We start from the raw sequence: 18,134 nt of genomic DNA, 5'->3' as shown, positions 1-18,134 counted from the left end.
AATGAGTGCGCTTTTTATTTTTATGAAAGGAAGAAAATAAGTGAATACAATGATAGAACTGTTGAAAAATCAACTTTTAAAAATGAGTCATGACGGTAGTTGGGTATTCGGTGCAATTGGTGGAGGAATTTCTTTTGTGTTTCCTGATTGGATTACGTCAAAGAAATTAGGCATTGAGCATGCAGTTGTTATTGGAATATTATTAGCAGTTTTTCTTATGGAATGGGCTGTGGGTTCTAGTTTAGCCAAACTATCGACAAGTAAAAAGAAAAATAGTACGACTCTGATCGATTCAGCTATTCGAGATTTTATAATCTTGGTGATTTGCATGATTGCCTATGGCTTTGATTATTTGTTAGGTACTGGCTCCATTATTTTTTGTTTGTTTACCTTCGCTTTTATTTACCATAATTTCTATAGTTTGATGGCAAATATCGCTGTTTTAGGTTGGGAAGATAAATTTCCAATGTGGCTAATTAAGTGGCTAGAAGATGAAATTGAAGTAAAAAAAGAAAAATATTTCCCAACAAATCATTTACAAGGAGACGATGAAAATGAGTAAACATTTAGTAGTGTTTGGACATGGCCAAGGTGATCCCGGAGCACTGGGAAATGGCTATCAGGAAGCAACGTTTACCCGTAATATTTTAGGACCAAAACTAAAAGCATGGGCTGCAAAACTAAAAAATAATCAGATTGATTTTTACAATGAGTCTCTAGATATGTATCAACAAACAAAAGCTGGAGGTGGCGCGTATGACGTAAATGGTTATGCTTCGGTGACAGAGTTTCATTTAGATGGATCAAGCAATCCTAGCGCTGAAAATGGTCATGTGATTATCAATGCTCGATTTAAAGCGGACAGTAATGATCTTGCGATTGCAAAAGTGATTGAGAAATATGTTGGATTGTGGGGATCATCGAAACCCACTGGCGTTGTGGGAAGGTCAAACCTATTAAATTGCAATGTTTTTGCGAATCGAGGTATTTCTTATCGATTGGTCGAATTAGGATTCATTACGAACAAGCGGGATATTGATGAGCTAACAAAAAATCTTGATGCGATTGCGAAAGGGATAGTTGAAGCGATTACAGGCGAATCACTGAGTGGAGCTACTTCTTCTACAAATACAGTATCAAAACCACAAACACCGTCTGACCATGATAAAGCAGTCGCAGAAAGTAAAGCTGTTTACCAAGGGAACGCGTGGGCAAAATTAGAAAAATTCAATGAAGTAAGTAAAGGGAAAGTCCGAATTGCTGGATGGTTAGTGCCAGATAAACCAGAAGGTATAATCGGTAAATTTGCTTATATATTGATCATGAAGCATGGCACAAATGAAGAAATCACTCGTGTTGCCTCTCAAGGGATCAAACGTCCTGACGTGAAGAAAAACTATGGCTACAAAGGTGGCGATGCATTAGGAATGGATGTTACTGTCGATTTAGGTTGGGTGAAAAAAGGCACGAAAATCGATGTCATTTTACGTCGATGTAATCAAGTGAATGGTGAAGATCCAGTGAATGATGTGCGTATTAGTGATATTTATTTGACGTTGTAAAAAATGAATCTCCGTTATTTTTTGCCAATATTTATCTTGAATAGAAAATAATTGGTTAAATTGGTCTACCTTTATTTGGTTGTAGATATAATTTATGTTATAAAAATATATTTGCAAAAAAATATTTTAGTGAGGTGGATAAACGATGTATGATGACGAAAAAATTAAGGAATTACTCAGAGTAGCGCAGGATAAAAGATATAGCCTCATTAATTCTCCAGAGTATGGAAGTATCATGATTCAATTATTGTTGCTGTTATTAAATTTAGATGAGTCTCGTTTTGGTCCAGATAATGTTATCCCTTATAAACAAAATATTGAATTATTAGCAGTATATCAAGAATATGTAAAAAACAATGTGACAATGTTTAGCCATCGCAATGTTGAGTTGCTAGATTCTTCAATGGAGAAGAGTATATATGCTGCAATTGAACCCCAACTTTTAAGTAACTATATTGATAGTTTAGTTGTTAATAATCAAGATAGTTTTTTAATTCTACCTGTATCAATTATATTCTTTGAAGAGGAAGAAAATGATTGGTATGGCCATGAAGTTGGCACAATTCTAAGAAAAATAGAAGATGATATTGTTGTTTCTATCATTGATAAAGCGGATACCAGGATAAAAGATAGATTACAAGTATCTCCACCTATCCTTGATAGGAACGCTCAACCTAATGTCAAGAAAGGAATTGTAGAATATCAATACAAAATAAAAAATAGTCCAAAGAATATTGAAGAATTATCTAATGTTTTGAAATTAGGTCTATTGACAGATGATAAATATATAAATAAACAAGTAAACATATTAATGGAACATAAGGTGCAAGAATTATTCTTTTATGAATTAAGTGTATTGGCACATTCAGAAGAATGGGGGACGAAGGTAGGGAATTATCAACAATATCTTGATAACTGCTTTGCAAAAGAAATTGATGGAGCGATTAAATTTGTATTATTTGATACATCTGATGCTGATCTTTTGAAAAGTGAATCAAAACAAAGTTTACAAGAAAAAATTCAACATTGTTCACCAAATCCAAAACGATATTCTACGAAAGAAGTGTCCAAAGATATAGTAGCCATTATTGAGAAACAATTGGAAATATTAAAATTTGATCCACAGGTTTACAAAAGTCTTCTAACTGAAGTCTTTCAACATTATTTACAGTTGAAAGAAGTTAGACAAAGTAGTTTTGTTCAAAAAAAAATCCAAACAACAGAAGCTAGCAAAATATATAGTCAAAGAGACTTCACGATTCCTAAACTTCAATCTACGAGTATCAAACCGAATGAGTTCAAACTTAATCTAAAATCATTATCTAGTGAAAAGAAGGAACAACGGGAACAACAGATATAGGATGTAAATACTTTTATCCATCTTGAAACTATCTATGATTAAGACGGATAAAATATAATGGGTATTGTCTACTTTTTTACTATATATAACTAATCTATTCTTAGCCAATTCGTACCCTTAGGTCAGTTGATCAGAGCAGACGGCTCATAACCGTCCAGTCGTAGGTTCGAGTCCTACAGGGTACATATATTAATTAAGTTAGTTCAGTGTTAAAATTACTTAGAAGAGTATTCATGTAAATAAAAGCTTTCTTCAACCACTTTCGGGTGGTTATTTTTTTGTACACAATCTTATGTCTAATTCCTTCATAAGTTATGATGACATCCGTTCAGAGCTACTCGAAAGAGTAGCTTTTTTAGTATTGATTTTTTACAGGATGAGATTATAATAATCGTAATAGCTGATGAATCAATTTCCCAATCTTTTTACGCATTTAAATAGCGAAGCGTCTTCGGACGCTTCTTTTTTGTACTACAATCAATATTTATATTTGTATCACCTCTAGATAGTTTCTTTGTATAAAAAAACGACTCATAATGAGTCGTTTAATAGATCAGAGTAATAAGTCATTAATTTCTTTAAATTCTTTATCAAGTTCTTTTTCATCATATTTTTCATATTTATCAGCTTCATGAAGAACTTTTTTAATTTCATGAATAGCCTTTCGTTCAACTAACCATTTTTTTAGGTTATGTTTTTTTCTGGATTTTCAGATAACGTATCAAGTTCGTCTAACTCTTTATCCAGTTTATTGACAACAGAAACAATTTTGTTTACAACTTTTTCTTCTTTGTTTTCTAAATTTGACATTTATCTTCACGTCCTTTTTATTTGATAATATAAGTATAGAATGTCGATACAATTAATACAAAATAAAACCTTTAAATATGTCTATTTGCATAAATAGAAAAGCTAGTTTAAATATTCTTATTAAGTTTGTTTAGTTGATTTATACGAGAATAAGAAATACTTAAATTTGAAACGATGGATTTAATTCATGAAAGATACATAAGAGGGATCAGCTAATTAAACTTATTCAAGGTCTTTTTTTCATTTTTCTGAAAAGTTAAAGTAATAATAGACTAAAAAATAACCATGTGAGATAATAAATAAAGAAAATGCTTCAGATACCTCTTAACCCTAGAGTCTTTCCCAAAAAAAAGATAAGTATCCGAAGCTTTTTCTTTTTATAACTTGGAAATAGTAGCATAAAATAATATATTTTACAAAGAATAAGTACAATGTAGTTTTTTCTAATAAATGTGTAATAATAAATATGCCATCACAACAAATAATGAAACCCATTATTATCTAGTCTATGTCCATTCTTTTTGTTTGCAGTAGTTGTGATAGTTTTCTGTACCCTTAGCTCAGTTGGTCAGAGCAGACGGCTCATAACCGTCCGGTCGTAGGTTCGAGTCCTACAGGGTACATAAAATTTAAAGTTAACGTTTTATTCTAGAATAAATTATAAAAAATAATTTTTTTGTTGCATGAGGATTAATTTGTTGTTATAATTTTTCTAGAAGATTAAGCCATGATCGTCAGAATGCGGTTATGGCGTTTTTTGTATAGGTGGTAATATGATTAGCAAACCGTTTAAAACAAGGGTACATAAAAACCTCCTTATATTTTAGAGGAGGTTTTTATAGCTTATTTACTACTGTATCAATAAAATTTTTACTGAACATGTGAATCGAAGGCTTTTGCTTTATTTGAACCAGATAACCAGTTTTTACAAGTTTTTCCAGTGCTATTTTCAATTTTCTTCTGGATATTTTCCCCTTTGTAATTTGCCACAATTCTCTATCTTCTAATCTATTGAATCTTGAAAATAAATAGTCTTGGGCTAATATGAACATAATAGTTTGCTCTTCTTCTGTAAGATCAAGAGTTTTGAGATATTCTCCTATTTGGGAAAGTAAATTTTTCCCTTCTGACAGTTCATCGATAATATTTTGTTGTCCTTCAATCAGCAGATTTAACATATCAATAATAAAACCGGTGATTTCTCCTAAATTTCTCGGATTAGATACTTCAGAGAAAGAGGTTCCGTATACCCCTCTTTTTTTCTTTATCGAGGTACTAAAACTTATTGCAGATAAGTAATCAAGCTTTCTGGATAAATATGAACAAGCTATAAACCTTCCTAGACGACCATTTCCATCGTAGAATGGATGAATATACTCAAGATAATAATGAGAAATTAAGCATTTTTCGACGGAAGTAACATCATGAGAATTCATAAAATTAATTAATATTTCAATTTCTTTTGTAATATCTTCTTCTATATTATCATTTTTACCTACACCTTCGTGAACAGGACGACCGTTTTTATTTACATATACTTTATCAGTTCTAAAAAGTTTTCCGTCTGGTAATTTTTTTGGTTCAATTTCATCTTTTAATAATTCGTCGTAAATTTTTCTAATATCTTCACACTTTTTTATTTCGCTATATTCGCTATCTTGAAATTTCATATATAAATTAACAATTCCAACGAACCTTTTATTCTTTTCTGACTTCTGTAAAACAACGTCAATTGCTTCTTCGATTTCTCTTCTTGAACTATGAACTCCTTCAATATCATTTGTAGATTTAATTTCTTCTAATAAATTATCTAAAAATACTTTTTTTTGTGCTATTGCTGGAAGACTTCTTTGGAGTTCTATAATTATTTTGGAATTAAGAAAAAGCATTTCTTTTAATTTTGTAAGTTCTTGTGTGGGTAAATAAAAGAGTTCATATTTTTTATCATATATTTTTTGTTCCCTCATATAAGGTGTTATTTTTAAGGATGTTTTTACAGCTAAAGGATTAGTTAAACGTGACTTTGCTTCTTCTCTATAAATATCTAAATTTGAATAACTTAGTTTTCTCAAAAGCTTATAAGACATGTTAAATACTCCTTTTTTTATTTTATTTAACCAAATGATACATAATGGTTAAATACATGTCAATATTTTAATTTTATTAAGTAAAAATCAATAATTAAGATGATATTAATAATTATAAATTTTGTCCATAAACCAACACACATCAACCGTACTATCCACCTTCGGGTGGTTATTTTTATAACAAATAAAGTGAATAGAATTCCAAGTTACGTACCATTTATTATTGCGAATTATTATCTCTTGGGCTACTCGAAAGGGTAGCTTTTTTTATAAAGAAAGCATGACGTGTTTTTTACAAGCCATGCTATATAATAAGATGAAAAATGACCATACTTTGACCATACTATTTAGAAAAACATAGAAAATATTAGTAACTAAAAAAGTATAAAATACTTGGTATTAAAGCAAATAGAATTAATTAGGATTAGTTAATAGCTGAAAAAATAAAAACAGTTAAATAATCACCCTTGATTATTACGAGCTAGAATCCTTGTTATGAGGGTTCTAGCTTTTTTTATTACTCCTCCTTTAGAGTGAACGGATGGAAAATAAGGAAAGAAGCAGGAATCAAGTATGCAAGACCAATCATTTCATACTAGAATAAGCGTTGACTAGTGACTGTTCAACAAAATATCCTAATGAGGATGTTTCTTTCTTTCATCTAAAAGCTAGGAAAGATACTTTATTCCAAGAAATAAAAAGGGGGATTGATTCAATCTTTAGGTTGGAGGGTTCTCTCTATATATATGGTACACTAATACATAATCAGTGTTTTGGTAGGTGAAAAAATGAAAAGTAAAAAATTACAGAAAGTATTGATTGCGCTGGGCATTTTGCTGATCTTTTTTTTAGGGTACCACTTGTATTTGGAATACCAATCAGATATCCATCTACTAATTGATCCTAAAGCAAATGAACAACAATTGTTGCATAGTGTACGCTCCCATGGTCTTTCTGCGGCAGTGATCCTGATTTTGTTGATGGGGATCATGTGTGCTGTTCCAGGAGTACCTACTGCAGTCATCGGAGTGATTGTAGGGTTAAGCTATGGTCCTTTTCTTGGTGCATTGATCAATATTGTAGGGAATGCTTCTGGGAATATTTTAGCGATTTCTCTTATGCAACATTTGAAATTAGTGGACCATTCTAAAAAATCAAATCGGTGGGTCAAAGCGATTCGTAGCATGAAACACCCAAAAATCGGGATCATGGTGGGATACATGGTGCCAATCATTCCTTCATCAGTGATCAACTTTGCAACGACGACGTTGAATTTACAAGTTCGAGAAATTTTGATGTCGATCATTGTTGGGGTGATCCCATCTTCTGTTTTGTATGCGTGTGGAGGAGAGGCTTTATTCCATGGATACAGTAAAACAGCATTACTCTTGATTGCAAGTGTGTTAATTTTGACTTTGTTGATTGTAGTTATCTATAAAGACCATAGAAAAAAACAAGTAGAATGAATGTTTTTCTTGTTTAAAGATTTCAATAACGAATGTTTGTCTTGTATCGATAAAAGATTGGTTGTTCTAGACTTTCCTGTTTCCTATTTTTTAAAGAAGTTGTAAACTAATAAAGGAAATGGGGGAAATAAATGGAAAAAAACGAACAAACACCGTTAACACGCTCGCTGATCTTACTTTTGTCGATCACATGTGGCGTAGTTGTAGCGAATATGTATTATATCCAACCGATTGGAACGAAAGTAGCGACTAGTCTGTCCGTCAGTACGAGTGCCGTCGGAATCTTGACGATGTTGACTCAACTTGGTTATGCACTAGGATTATTATTTTTAGTTCCGTTAGGTGATGTTGTTGATCGACCTAAATTGATTATTCGGATGGCAGCATTATCAGCAATTTCATTATTAGCAGCCTTTTTTGCGCCATCATTCACATTGTTTGCTTGTGCGTCATTCTTGATTGGTTTATTATCTATCGTACCGCAAATCATTATTCCGTATGGAGCGGTTCTAGCTGGGCCAAAAGCAAGAGGAAAAGTGATGGGGACATTACTGAGTGGTCTCTTAGTGGGAATCTTGCTTTCTCGAACTGTTTCGGGGATTGTAGCGAGTCTTTTCTCATGGCGGATGATTTACTTATTTGCATTAGTCTTGGTTGCTGTTTTAACAGGACTGTTATATTGGAAAATGCCAAGAACGACCGTAGCAACGACGAAAACAGTTTCTTATGTGGACTCTTTAAAAAGCTTGCCACATTTAGTAAAAACACAATGTTTGCTACGAGAAGCAGCTATCAGCGGTTTCTTTATGTTTGGGACATTTTCGATTTTTTGGTCAACATTGATTTTTTATATCAGTAGCCCGGCGTATCATTGGGGAACTTTTGAAGCTGGGATCTTAGCTATATTTGGCTTATCTGGGGCTGTAGCAGCACCAATCGTTGGGCGACTAGCAGATTCCTATTCAGAACGCAAGATCGTAGGTATGGGCTTGGCTATGCAAACGATCAGTTTCATTGCTTTATTTATTGCAGGTGATTATTTGGTTGTATTATTGTTAGCGATCATCTTGTTGGATATTGGGAACCAATTTGGAAAAGTGGCGAACCAAACGAGAGTACAAGGTTTGGGAGAGGCAGCAAGCAATCGTAACAATACCATTTTTATGTTTATGTACTTTATTGGTGGAGCAGCTGGTTCATTGCTTGGTACTACCATGTGGCAACAATATGGTTGGACAGGCGTAACACTGGCTGGAATTGCTTTCCAATTATGTGCTTTTTTCTTCCAATATGTTGTTTTTAGGGAAAAAACGCATCAAGTATCCTAGTTGTCATCAACCAACGCATTTTTGCCAAAATAAGATAAGAGGTTAGGAGAAAGCGTAAAGCTTTCTCCTAACCTCTTATTTGAATAGATGGATATTCGTTTATTATAATCCTTTAATCTCGATGACTCGATCTGCTAGATCTTGGTAAAATTCTTGTTCATGGGAAACAATGATGACAGTACCAGGGAATTTTTGGATTCCCTTTTGCAAACTATCCTTAGTTTCATGGTCGATATGATTTGTCGGTTCATCAAGTATCAATAAGTTTCCTTGATTCATCGTCAATTGAGCAAGCTTGACTTTTGTTTGTTCACCACCACTGAGGGTCGATAACGGTTCACTGGTTAATTGATTGACAAGCCCTGATTTAGCTAATTGGCGTCGTAACTCCTTGATCGTTGCCTTCGGAAATTGGGCACTTAAATATTGTAAAGGGGTCTCTAAAGGTTTTTCCCAATGGAGATCTTGTGAAAAATAATTGATTTTCGTATTATCAGGAAAATGATAGTCACCATATAACTGTGTGATTTCTCCAATCAATGTTTTTAGAAGCGTGGATTTACCGATCCCGTTAAATCCTCGGATAGCTACTGTTTCACCAAAACGGATCGTCAGATTGATCGGCGCCAGTAAAGGACGTTCATAACCGATAACTAAATCAGTTGTTTCAACAGCAAGAGTAGTCACGATCGGTGCAAATGGGAAATCAAAAATCGCTTTAGCTACGGAAGCAGGTGGTGTCAAGCGTTCGATTTTATCTAACTGTTTCTGGCGACTCTTCGCCATCGTAGAACGTGAACCAGCTTTATATTTTCGGATATAAGCTTCTGTTTTCTCGATCTGCTTTTGCTGTGCATGGAATTGACGCAAATAGCTTTCACGATTTTGTTCTTTTTGTTTCAATGCCTGCTTTAGATGTCCCGTATATTTTGTGATTTTACCAAATTCGATATCTGCGATGTGGGTAGTGATCTTGTCTAGAAATTCTTGGTCATGTGAGATGACAATATATGTTCCTTCAAATTCTTGGAGAAACTGTGTCAGCCATTGGATATGCTGGTCGTCTAGATGGTTGGTTGGTTCATCTAGAATTAAGACATCTGGGGTCTCCAACAATAATTTTGCCAAGATGACTTTCGAACGTTGTCCGCCACTAAGATTTTTTAGAGGGGTATCTAGACCTAGGACATCGATCCCTAAGCCGCTGCTCATCTCTGCTACCAAAGTATCAATTTGATAAAAAACACCCTGATCTAGTTCTGTTTGTAACTTTCCTGCTTTTTCAAGGAGACTATCATCGAAATTCTCACCATATCCTTGATATAGTTCAGCTATTTTTGCCTCTTTTTCAAATTCCTTTGAATAAGCTGTTTTTAGAAATTCTTCGATCATTAAGGTTTCATCTACCTCTACATATTGATCTAAATAGCCTCGGTGGATATTTTTTTGCCAATGGATCTGACCATCGTCAGGCAAGATCTCGCCAGTGATGATTTTGATCAAGGTACTTTTACCAGCACCATTTTGTCCAATCAAGCCTAGGTGTTCGCCAGCATTGACTTGGAGCTGAACATTTTCATATAAAATTTTATCCCCAAATTGCTGGGTAATATTTGTTAAAGTTAAAATACTCATTGTGATTTCCTTTCTAACGATGAGGAAGACACTTTAAAACTCAATTTCAAGGGAAATAGTTAAAATGATTTGGGAAATATTTCTCGTATTTTCTCTAAAAAGAGTAAGGTAAAAGAGGTTGGAACAGAAAAAAAGCTCTGTAGATTTATACTTTCGGCCTAGCCTCTTGTAAAATAGTTGAATAAAATGCAACCAGTCTAAAAAACATCGTATCTTATGAAACATAACACGGGTAGGAAGGGATTGTCAAGAAAATACAAAAAGTACGATATTTGGTCTATACTAATGTTGTAAAAAAGAAAAAAGAATGCTATAATTGGGCTATACCAAAAACAAAGGAGTAGTCGTTATGGAAATCATTCGTGTGAAAAACGCTGAAGAAGGCGGAAAAAAAGCTTTTGAAATTATCAAAAAAGGTATGGATAATGGTGCTACGGTTTTAGGACTTGCGACAGGAAGTACGCCAATCACATTATATAAAGAAATGACTTCAAGCGATCTAGATTTCAGTAACATGACTTCTGTAAACTTGGATGAATATGTTGGACTAGGTGGAGACGATGACCAAAGCTACCGTCACTTTATGAATGTCCAATTGTTTGATAAAAAACCATTTAAAGAAACTTTTGTTCCAAATGGAAAAGCGGACGATCTTGAAGCAGCTTGCAAAGAGTATGATGAAGTGATCGAAAAACATCCGATCGATATCCAAATCTTAGGTATCGGCCAAAATGGGCATATCGGTTTCAACGAACCAGGCGCACCATTTGATGGGAAAACATCCGTAGTTGATTTAACTGAATCAACGATCAACGCCAACAAACGTTTCTTTGAAAAAGCAGAGGATGTTCCGACTAAAGCTGTGTCAATGGGTGTAGGTTCAATTCTTAAAGGAAAAGAAATTGTTTTACTTGCATATGGAGAAAACAAAGCAGATGCAATCAAAGGAATGATCGATGGACCTGTAACAACAGATATGCCAGCCAGTGCATTACAAAATCACGACAATGTCATCGTTATTATCGATGATGCTGCTGGAAGCAAATTATAAGCAAACTTTTCAAAAACTAAAAAAGAGGGTGTGGCAAACGTCTTGTCACGCACTCTTTTTTTCTACCAGAAATCAGTCTTTTTTGTTTCCATCTTTCAAACATGATATATTGAAGTAGAGGGTGTTGAAATGAATGATATGATATTAACTATTCCAGAAATCGTCCTGAGATTGGGGATTGCATTACTATTTGGTGGAGCAATCGGGTTTGAACGACAATACAAAAATAGACCGGCAGGCATGCGTACGCACATTTTAGTTTGTATTGGTGCGTGTATAATCGCACTGATCCAAGTGGAAATCGCTAGTAAAGCAATGCGTGATGCGTTAGAATATCCGGAATTAGTTGGAACGATCCGGTCAGATGAAGCACGTCTGATTGCTCAAGTAGTCAGTGGTGTCGGATTTTTAGGTGCAGGAACGATCATCGTCACTAAGCAGTCTGTTACAGGTTTAACGACCGCAGCATCTTTATGGGCAATTGCGGGGGTAGGCATTGCGATTGGTATGGGGGTTTATGCGATTGCTATTATTAGTTTTATCGGAATTGTGCTTGCATTGACAGTCGTCAAAAAAATTATCCATGTCCCAACGACTAAAAAGCTGGAGATCCAATTTATCCATCGGAAAGAAACGAAAGATTTTCTGGCGGATTATTTTGAAAAGCGCGATATTATTATCGAAGATGTGAATTTTGACGTGAAATTTGTAGAGGATTATCGAGTATATAAAAACATTTATACGATAAATTTACCTAAAAACATGACCTACGCAGAAGTTATTGAAGAATTATCGACTTATAAAAATATCACAAAAATTCATTTGGTGAGCATTGCTCAGTAAAGTTCATTCTGTATCAACTAAATAAAAAAAGACAAAACAAAAAGCATGGGGCTTCAAAAATCATTCATTTTTTGAGAGTCTTAGGGCTGAATGTTTTGTCCTTTTTGTTGATTGTAATGATTGAATAAGAGAAAAGTTAAAATTTATCATAAAATAGCGCTTTAATTTAATGGGAATGATAGAATAGACTTATCAAACCTTGGAGGAGATGTATGTATTCAAAATTTAAAGAATCAAAATTATTATTCTGGACTGTTGAACTGGTATTGACGATTATCGGTGTCTTTTTTATTATCCAGATGCCGAATGTCTTTAGTCCAGTTTTAAAAATGATTTCAGCAATTGTCTTGCCGTTATTAATTGCTGGCTTCTTTTACTATATGTTTAATCCGGTAGTTTCATTTTTGGAAAAACATCGGATACCAAGAGTGTACGGCTACATCTTGGTATTAGTTGTAGTGATCGTGGTTACAGTATTAGCAATCATGAATGTGATTCCTCAATTGGTCGAACAAACGATTCAATTAACACGAAGCTTACCAACCTACGCCGAAGAAACGAGTAAATGGCTGAATGAAGTGGCACAAAGAGAAGAATTTAAAAATTTCAATCTGGAGGAACAGTTAGCTTCTGCAAACTTATCCCTTAGCAATCTCTTCAATATCGCATTGGTAAGTTTGACAAGCAGTGTATCAAAGATCATTTCTTTCATGCTCCAGTTTTTTATTCTATTATTTACAGTGCCATTCATTTTATTGTTCATGTTCAAAGATGGACATAAATTTATTGACGCACTTTCAAAATTTTTCCCACAAAATATACGTGGTGAGTTGCGGCAAACTGTGAGAGAACTGAATGATACTTTATCGGCATATATCAGTAGTACGATCGTAGATGCAGTGATCATCGGTGTATTGAGTTTTATAGCAATGACGATTTTTAATCAGCCGTATAGTTTGTTACTCGCTGTATGTTGTGGGATCACGAATATCATACCTTACGTGGGACCATTTATTGGTGCGGTTCCTGCAGTGATCGTTGGCTTATTTGTTTCACCATTTCAAGCGCTTTATATGGCACTTTCTATACTGGTCATCCAACAGTTGGACGGGAACGTCATCAAACCATTATTATTTGGGAAGTCGATGAATATCCATCCATTAACTATTATTTTAGTTTTGATAGGAGCCGGAAGTGTGGCTGGAATCATGGGGATGCTGATTTGTATCCCAGTTTATGCGGTCATTAAGACATTGGTTTTGAATATTCGAAAAATCTATCTATTAAAAAAATTTGAGCACACTACAGAGAGCGATCGATTGATCAACGAATAATAGAAACATACCATATAACAGAAGATTAGAAAAAAGCATCTTTAGAAGTCGTCATGACTTTCGGAGATGCTTTTTCTGTTCTTAAAATGTATGACACTAACAGTGGATTGGTACCTTTTGAGAACCTCGGTTTCTGACTTCTAGGAATATGCTCTAAAAAAACAACTCCATAATAAAAAAAGCGTGGGATAAAAGTAAGAAACACTTCTATCCCAGCCACTTTTGCTCAAACCGAATCACTTTACAGTCTAGTCTAATCCAATCAAATAGTCATCGTCTTTCATGGCTTCAACATGACCAAGTAAGTAGCCGTTACCGACTTGAGAGAAGAAGTCATGGTTGCTTGTTCCTGTGGAAATCCCATTCATGACGATTGGGTTTACATCGTTTGCTGTATCTGGGAAGAGTGGGTCCATCCCTAGATTCATCAAAGCTTTATTTGCGTTGTAGCGCAAGAAAGTTTTTACTTCTTCTGTCCAACCGATTGGATCATATAATTCTTCCGTATAACGTTCTTCATTTTCATATAATTCATACAACAAATTATACATCCAATCTTTTAATTGCTCCTGTTCTTCTTCAGGAAGTTCATTATAGCCTAGCTGAAATTTGTACCCAATGTAGGTACCATGCACAGATTCATCGCGAATGATCAATTTGATGATTTCAGCGACATTCGCCAATTTATTATTTCCTAAATAGTAAAGTGGTGTGTAGAAACCAGAATAGAATAAGAATGTTTCTAAAAATACACTGGCAATTTTCTTTTCTAAAGGTGTGCCATGCTTATAAATTTCGTTGATACGCTCTGCTTTTTTCTGCAGATAAGGATTTGTATTCGTCCATTCAAAAATTTCTTCGATTTCTTTTTTTGTATTCAGTGTGCTGAAGATAGAAGAATAGCTTTTTGCATGAACGGATTCCATGAATTGGATGTTGTTTAATACCGCTTCTTCATGAGGGGTACGGACATCCTTGCGCAACTGATCCATTCCGCTTTCTGATTGAACGGTATCTAGTAATGTCAATCCACCAAAAACATGACCAACAGTGTCTTTTTCTAATTGAGAAAGGGTACGCCAATCATCTAAGTCGTTAGATAAAGGAATACGTGTGTCTAACCAAAATTGCTCAGTCAATTTTTCCCACGTAGATTTATCGATGACATCTTCAATTTCATTCCAGTTTATTGCTTCATAATAAGTTTCTGACATGAGTGATGCTCCTTTATTTGAAATACAGTCCTAAATATTCTTGATTACCCAATTAGATGACACAGCTTTCACATTGGTTGCTGCCGATTTCTTCTGCATCGTCTGTGAAGGTACGTACGTAATAAATTGATTTTACACCTTTATGGAATGCATAGTGTCTTAAAATATTTAGATCACGCGTCGTTTGTTTGGTTGTTGTTTTCCATTCATAAAGCCCTTCTGGAATTTCAGAACGCATGAATAAAGTTAAACTCATTCCTTGGTCGACATGCTTTTGTGCAGTGGCGTAGATATCGATCACTTTGCGCATATCCATATCATAAGCAGAAGTATAATAAGGAATTGTTTCGTTTGAAAGATAAGGTGCTGGATAATAGATTTTACCGATTTTCTTTTCTTGGCGTTCTTCGATCATACGAGTGATCGGATGGATACTTGCACTTGTATCGTTGATATAAGAAATTGATCCATTTGGTGCAACAGCCAATCGGTTTTGATGATACAATCCATCTTTCATGATTGCTTGTTTCAAGTTTTCCCAGTCTTCGGCGCTTGGGATAAAAATGCCAGCAAATAATTGTTTCACTTTTTCTGATTTTGGTTGGAACTCTCCAGTAACATATTTATCAAAATAAGTACCGTCTGCATAAGCTGATTTTTCAAAATTATGAAATACTTGTTTTCGTTCACGAGCAATCGCGTTGCTTTCTACAAGTGTCCAATAGTTTAGTAACATGAAATAAATATTTGTGAAGTCCAATGAATCTTCAGAGCCATATTCCATTTGTTCTTTAGCAAAAAATGTGTGTAAGCCCATTGCGCCTAAACCAATCGTATGGTTCAATTTGTTTCCATGTTGGATTGGTGGAACAACGTCGATATCTGAGGCATCTGTGATATAAGTCAATGCACGAGTCATTGTACGGACTGAATGGCCAAAATCAGGGCTATCCATCAAGTTGACGATATTTGTTGAACCTAAGTTACATGAAATATCTGTTCCCAATACTTCATATTCTTGTTTTCCATTGATAACAGAAGGTGTTTGTACTTGTAAAATCTCAGAACATAAGTTGCTCATGATGATTTTTCCATCTATTGGATTTTCACGATTGGCTGTATCGATATTGATAATATAAGGATAGCCAGATTCTTGTTGTAATTTTGAAATTTCATTTTCAAGATCGCGTGCCTTGATTTTTTGTTTCCGGATGTTAGGGTTAGCGACCAAGTTATCGTATTCCGCAGTGATGTCGACATAAGAAAATGGGACACCGTATTCTTTTTCAACGCTATAGGGACTGAACAGATACATGTCTTCATTTTTACGTGCTAATTCGTAAAATTTATCAGGCACGATGACACCAAGAGAAAGTGTTTTAACACGGATTTTTTCATCTGCATTTTCTTTTTTTGCTGAAAGAAAGGCAATGATATCCGGATGGAAAACATTCAAATAAACCACGCCAGCTCCTTGACGCTGACCTAACTGATTTGAATAACTGAAACTATCTTCATAAAGTTTCATTACTGGAACAACCCCGCTAGCAGCTCCTTCGTATCCTTTGATTGGCGCACCTGCTTCACGCAAATTAGAAAGTGTGATACCTACACCTCCCCCAATACGAGACAGTTGTAAAGCTGAGTTGATGGAACGACCAATCGAATTCATATCATCTGTCACTTGTGTCAAGAAACAGGAAACCAATTCACCGCGTCGCTTGCGCCCAGCATTCAAGAACGAAGGTGTAGCTGGTTGATAGCGTTGGTGGATCATTTCATCAGCTAAAGAAAGAGCAAGGTCTTCGTCACCGTTTGCAAAATAAAGAGCATTGAAAGCTACACGATCTTCATAAGATTCTAAATATGCAGAACCATCGTTTGTTTTTAATGCATACTGTGAATAAAATTTATAAGCAGCCATAAATGACTTAAATGTAAAATGTTGTTTGTCTAAAAATTGATATAGCTTTTCAATAAATTCAGGAGAATAAAGCTGAATAAATTCTGATTCCAAGTAATCATGAGTGATTAAATAATTGATTTTATCCATTGCTGTAGCAAAAGTCATTGTATTTGGTTTAACATTTTCCTCAAAAAATGCAGTCAATGCTTCTTTATCCTTATTTAAAGGGATCTGACCATTCACAGGTCGATTGATCTCATTGTTTAACTTAAAATAGCTGACATCTTTTAATTGTTTAAGACTCATAAATACGCCCAACCTTCATTTCTTATTTTGGTAAATTCTTTCTTTTGATGCTGTAAAAAAGGATTTGGGGGATGTTCGGGCAAAGAGTCCTCACTTCCATCAAATCCGATTAGAGATACATTCCAATTGACAGTTCATTAGCTAGCAAGTTTGCGTAATTGATCTGGACGGAAACCAATCACTGTTTCAACGTCTGAAGTGATCACAGGTACACTTTGAAAGCCTTGTGCTTTTAACCAATCGATGGCTTCAGGTTGTTCATCGATATTGACTTCCTCAAAATCGATTTGGTTGTCCGCTAAAAAGCGTTTGACCATCTTACATTGCATACAATTGTTTTTTGAAAATATTTTTACGTTCATTTTTGTTTTCCTCCCGACTCTGCTGTTTATCTATAATGAATAGTATAAAACTATTAGTAAAAAAGTCAAACGACAGACACTACATATTGTGTTGTGGAAACTGTGGAATACTATGTTTTGTGGTTTTTGAAAAACAGCTGAAAACAAGCGTTAAGTGAAAAAAAGCTTGTTTTAGTACAGCAAATACTGTGGAAAACTCGGGAAAAAGTTTTTTTTTAACACACAAAAATCAAAAGAAATGAAAATACGCTCAAAAAATCACAAGTAACATTGACATTCTCAATTAGAGAGAGTATTCTTTGTGAGAATGATTCTCAATAACTGAGATAGATTGGGATTGAATGGATAGATAAAATGGAGAAAAGCTATAGAAGACTTTTTTCACAAGAAGGGAGCTTTGATGGAAACTTTAGAAGAAGCCAAACTAAATCTTGTGTATCAGATTGAAAGAATACAGACCAGTGATTCAGTCAAAAAGCACTTGCAAAATTTAGGAGTTATCATAGGAAGTAAAATCGTCGTTATCAATCGATCTGGCAGCAACTCGATTTTACTCCTAAAAAATAATCGGATCGCGGTCAACCGTGAGTTATTAAGCCAGATTATCGTAAAAAAAAGCGAGTTCTCCGAAGAAAGTTGGACTTCGCTTGACCAGCTTAATACAGGCGAAAGTGGTGTGGTGGTTGCCATTCATGGGAAGGGTGCAGTGAAACGACGTCTGATGGATATGGGTGTGACTAAAAACGTGCGTGTCACTGTACGAAAATTAGCACCGTTAGGCGACCCTTTAGAAATCACATTACGAGGGTATGAATTGACACTACGTAAAGAAGAAGCATCCTTGATTCTGGTTCAAAAAGAGGAGTAGAT

General features: G+C 34.7%; 14 protein-coding genes, 2 tRNA genes and 1 pseudogene. 11 read left to right on the top strand and 6 right to left on the bottom strand.

What is annotated here, in order from left to right:
* Positions 1 to 49 precede the first annotated feature (49 nt).
* The 4 genes from IGI47_RS12580 (at position 50) to IGI47_RS12565 (ending at position 3,107) form a co-directional block, all read left to right on the top strand.
* The gene (locus IGI47_RS12580) at positions 50 to 562 is read left to right on the top strand and encodes a phage holin family protein (RefSeq protein WP_205820637.1); all 513 of its coding nucleotides are present in this window, start codon (positions 50 to 52) and stop codon (positions 560 to 562) included.
* Positions 555 to 1,562: an N-acetylmuramoyl-L-alanine amidase gene (locus tag IGI47_RS12575; protein WP_438784369.1), complete on the top strand. Its 1,008-nt coding sequence runs from the start codon at positions 555 to 557 to the stop codon at positions 1,560 to 1,562. Before IGI47_RS12580 ends, IGI47_RS12575 begins: the two co-directional genes overlap by 8 nt.
* Before the next feature lie 145 nt (positions 1,563 to 1,707).
* Positions 1,708 to 2,922, top strand: coding sequence for a hypothetical protein (locus tag IGI47_RS12570; RefSeq protein WP_438784368.1), 1,215 nt, complete (start codon positions 1,708 to 1,710; stop codon positions 2,920 to 2,922).
* A 111-nt stretch (positions 2,923 to 3,033) separates the two neighbouring features.
* A tRNA-Ile gene (locus IGI47_RS12565) sits at positions 3,034 to 3,107 on the top strand.
* 368 nt (positions 3,108 to 3,475) lie between these two features.
* Here IGI47_RS12565 and IGI47_RS12560 read toward each other — a convergent pair.
* Positions 3,476 to 3,732, bottom strand: a pseudogene (locus tag IGI47_RS12560) (hypothetical protein).
* Positions 3,733 to 4,281: 549 nt separating this feature from the next.
* Between IGI47_RS12560 and IGI47_RS12555 the strand changes: the two are divergent.
* Positions 4,282 to 4,355 (top strand) — tRNA-Ile (locus IGI47_RS12555).
* A 213-nt stretch (positions 4,356 to 4,568) separates the two neighbouring features.
* Here the strand turns inward: IGI47_RS12555 and IGI47_RS12550 are convergent.
* On the bottom strand, positions 4,569 to 5,819 hold the full coding sequence (locus tag IGI47_RS12550) for a Fic family protein (RefSeq protein ID WP_438784367.1): 1,251 nt from the start codon (positions 5,817 to 5,819) through the stop codon (positions 4,569 to 4,571).
* Between the two features lie 788 nt (positions 5,820 to 6,607).
* Here IGI47_RS12550 and IGI47_RS12545 point away from each other — a divergent pair.
* Complete coding sequence (locus IGI47_RS12545) at positions 6,608 to 7,285, top strand: TVP38/TMEM64 family protein (RefSeq protein ID WP_311930805.1); 678 nt, start codon at positions 6,608 to 6,610, stop codon at positions 7,283 to 7,285.
* A gap of 131 nt (positions 7,286 to 7,416) precedes the next feature.
* Positions 7,417 to 8,613, top strand: a complete 1,197-nt coding sequence (locus IGI47_RS12540) for an MFS transporter (protein WP_438784366.1) — start codon at positions 7,417 to 7,419, stop codon at positions 8,611 to 8,613.
* Between the two features lie 102 nt (positions 8,614 to 8,715).
* On the opposite strand, the gene IGI47_RS12535 is transcribed toward IGI47_RS12540, so the two are convergent.
* On the bottom strand, positions 8,716 to 10,248 hold the full coding sequence (locus IGI47_RS12535; protein WP_438784365.1) for an ABC-F family ATP-binding cassette domain-containing protein: 1,533 nt from the start codon (positions 10,246 to 10,248) through the stop codon (positions 8,716 to 8,718).
* A gap of 349 nt (positions 10,249 to 10,597) precedes the next feature.
* On the opposite strand from IGI47_RS12535, the gene nagB reads away from it, so the two are divergent.
* The 3 genes from nagB to IGI47_RS12520 all read left to right on the top strand — a co-directional run bounded on the left by nagB (position 10,598) and on the right by IGI47_RS12520 (position 13,476).
* Positions 10,598 to 11,299 carry a glucosamine-6-phosphate deaminase gene (nagB, locus tag IGI47_RS12530; RefSeq protein ID WP_081134070.1) on the top strand — a complete coding sequence of 234 codons (702 nt, stop codon included), beginning with the start codon at positions 10,598 to 10,600 and terminating at the stop codon, positions 11,297 to 11,299.
* A 129-nt stretch (positions 11,300 to 11,428) separates the two neighbouring features.
* Complete coding sequence (locus IGI47_RS12525) at positions 11,429 to 12,142, top strand: MgtC/SapB family protein (protein WP_438784364.1); 714 nt, start codon at positions 11,429 to 11,431, stop codon at positions 12,140 to 12,142.
* Positions 12,143 to 12,354: 212 nt separating this feature from the next.
* Positions 12,355 to 13,476: an AI-2E family transporter gene (locus IGI47_RS12520; protein ID WP_005878965.1), complete on the top strand. Its 1,122-nt coding sequence runs from the start codon at positions 12,355 to 12,357 to the stop codon at positions 13,474 to 13,476.
* Positions 13,477 to 13,724: 248 nt separating this feature from the next.
* Here IGI47_RS12520 and nrdF read toward each other — a convergent pair whose 3' ends face one another.
* From nrdF to nrdH, 3 genes are all read right to left on the bottom strand, one after another.
* Positions 13,725 to 14,690, bottom strand: coding sequence for a class 1b ribonucleoside-diphosphate reductase subunit beta (gene nrdF, locus IGI47_RS12515; protein ID WP_016177897.1), 966 nt, complete (start codon positions 14,688 to 14,690; stop codon positions 13,725 to 13,727).
* A gap of 52 nt (positions 14,691 to 14,742) precedes the next feature.
* Positions 14,743 to 16,902: a class 1b ribonucleoside-diphosphate reductase subunit alpha gene (nrdE, locus tag IGI47_RS12510; protein WP_125759034.1), complete on the bottom strand. Its 2,160-nt coding sequence runs from the start codon at positions 16,900 to 16,902 to the stop codon at positions 14,743 to 14,745.
* Positions 16,903 to 17,039: 137 nt separating this feature from the next.
* Entirely contained in the window at positions 17,040 to 17,264 is a 225-nt protein-coding gene (gene nrdH, locus IGI47_RS12505; RefSeq protein WP_081134079.1) for a glutaredoxin-like protein NrdH, read from the bottom strand.
* Between the two features lie 400 nt (positions 17,265 to 17,664).
* On the opposite strand from nrdH, the gene IGI47_RS12500 reads away from it, so the two are divergent.
* Positions 17,665 to 18,132: a FeoA family protein gene (locus tag IGI47_RS12500; RefSeq protein WP_311930802.1), complete on the top strand. Its 468-nt coding sequence runs from the start codon at positions 17,665 to 17,667 to the stop codon at positions 18,130 to 18,132.
* The last annotated feature ends 2 nt before the right edge of the window (positions 18,133 to 18,134 follow it).

This window comes from Enterococcus sp. AZ191, from assembly GCF_051713845.1.
Classification (GTDB): domain Bacteria; phylum Bacillota; class Bacilli; order Lactobacillales; family Enterococcaceae; genus Enterococcus_B; species Enterococcus_B durans.
Note: the sequence above shows the minus strand (reverse complement) of the source record. Positions and strands in the feature narration are given on the sequence as shown.